1 rRNA gene (running past one end of the window) is annotated in these 2441 nt (G+C 51.7%); it reads left to right on the forward strand.

Annotation, left to right across the window (positions count from 1 at the left end):
• Nucleotides 1-2441, forward strand: a 23S ribosomal RNA gene (locus AACT19_RS21120) (its annotated part extends 331 nt beyond the left edge of the window); the annotation flags it as partial.

The following is a 2441-nucleotide window of genomic DNA, read 5'->3' on the forward strand; positions in this document are numbered from 1 at the left end:
TCATAATCAGTGAAAACGAGTAGGGCGGGACACGTGATATCCTGTCTGAATATGGGGGGACCATCCTCCAAGGCTAAATACTACTGACTGACCGATAGTGAACCAGTACCGTGAGGGAAAGGCGAAAAGAACCCCTGTGAGGGGAGTGAAATAGAACCTGAAACCGTGTACGTACAAGCAGTAGGAGCACCTTCGTGGTGTGACTGCGTACCTTTTGTATAATGGGTCAGCGACTTAATTTTAGTAGCAAGGTTAACCGTTTAGGGGAGCCGTAGGGAAACCGAGTCTTAACTGGGCGTACAGTTGCTAGGATTAGACCCGAAACCAGGTGATCTAGCCATGGGCAGGTTGAAGGTTGAGTAACATCAACTGGAGGACCGAACCGACTAATGTTGAAAAATTAGCGGATGACTTGTGGCTAGGGGTGAAAGGCCAATCAAACCTGGAGATAGCTGGTTCTCCCCGAAAGCTATTTAGGTAGCGCCTCGGACGAATACTACTGGGGGTAGAGCACTGTTAAGGCTAGGGGGTCATCCCGACTTACCAACCCTTTGCAAACTCCGAATACCAGTAAGTACTATCCGGGAGACACACGGCGGGTGCTAACGTCCGTCGTGGAGAGGGAAACAACCCAGACCGCCAGCTAAGGTCCCAAAGTATAGCTAAGTGGGAAACGATGTGGGAAGGCTCAGACAGCCAGGATGTTGGCTTAGAAGCAGCCATCATTTAAAGAAAGCGTAATAGCTCACTGGTCGAGTCGGCCTGCGCGGAAGATGTAACGGGGCTAAGCTATACACCGAAGCTGCGGCTACGTACCTTAGGGTATGTGGGGTAGGGGAGCGTTCTGTAAGCCGTTGAAGGTGGTCTGTAAGGGCTGCTGGAGGTATCAGAAGTGCGAATGCTGACATGAGTAACGATAAAGGGAGTGAAAAACTCCCTCGCCGGAAGACCAAGGGTTCCTGTCCAACGTTAATCGGGGCAGGGTAAGTCGACTCCTAAGGCGAGGCCGAAAGGCGTAGTCGATGGGAAACGGGTTAATATTCCCGTACTTCTTACAATTGCGATGGGGGGACGGAGAAGGCTAGGTGGGCCTGGCGACGGTTGTCCAGGTTCAAGTATGTAGGCGGAAAGTTTAGGTAAATCCGGACTTTCTTAACGCTGAGATACGATGTCGAGCTACTACGGTAGTGAAGTCATTGATGCCATGCTTCCAGGAAAAGCCTCTAAGCTTCAGATTGTAAGGAATCGTACCCCAAACCGACACAGGTGGTCGGGTAGAGAATACCAAGGCGCTTGAGAGAACTCGGGTGAAGGAACTAGGCAAAATGGTACCGTAACTTCGGGAGAAGGTACGCTCTTATCAGTGAAGTCCCTTGCGGATGGAGCAGACGAGAGTCGCAGATACCAGGTGGCTGCAACTGTTTATTAAAAACACAGCACTGTGCAAAATCGTAAGATGACGTATACGGTGTGACGCCTGCCCGGTGCCGGAAGGTTAATTGATGGGGTTAGACTTCGGTCGAAGCTCTTGATCGAAGCCCCGGTAAACGGCGGCCGTAACTATAACGGTCCTAAGGTAGCGAAATTCCTTGTCGGGTAAGTTCCGACCTGCACGAATGGCGTAATGATGGCCACGCTGTCTCCACCCGAGACTCAGTGAAATTGAAATCGCTGTGAAGATGCAGTGTACCCGCGGCTAGACGGAAAGACCCCGTGAACCTTTACTACAGCTTGGCACTGAACATTGAACCTACATGTGTAGGATAGGTGGGAGACTATGAAATTGCGTCGCTAGATGTGATGGAGTCGTCCTTGAAATACCACCCTTGTAGTTTTGATGTTCTAACGTTGGTCCCTGAATCGGGATTACGGACAGTGCCTGGTGGGTAGTTTGACTGGGGCGGTCTCCTCCCAAAGAGTAACGGAGGAGCACGAAGGTGGGCTAAACACGGTTGGACATCGTGTGGTTAGTGCAATGGCATAAGCCCGCTTGACTGCGAGAATGACAATTCGAGCAGGTGCGAAAGCAGGTCATAGTGATCCGGTGGTTCTGAATGGAAGGGCCATCGCTCAACGGATAAAAGGTACTCCGGGGATAACAGGCTGATACCGCCCAAGAGTTCATATCGACGGCGGTGTTTGGCACCTCGATGTCGGCTCATCACATCCTGGGGCTGAAGTCGGTCCCAAGGGTATGGCTGTTCGCCATTTAAAGTGGTACGCGAGCTGGGTTTAGAACGTCGTGAGACAGTTCGGTCCCTATCTGCCGTGGGCGTTGGAAAATTGAAAGGGGCTGCTCCTAGTACGAGAGGACCGGAGTGGACGAACCTCTGGTGTTCGGGTTGTCATGCCAATGGCATTGCCCGGTAGCTAAGTTCGGAATCGATAACCGCTGAAAGCATCTAAGCGGGAAGCGAGCCTTGAGATGAGTTTTCCCTGGC

The organism is Vibrio sp. 10N.222.47.A9, assembly GCF_963872585.1.
GTDB classification, from domain to species: Bacteria; Pseudomonadota; Gammaproteobacteria; order Enterobacterales; family Vibrionaceae; genus Vibrio; species Vibrio splendidus.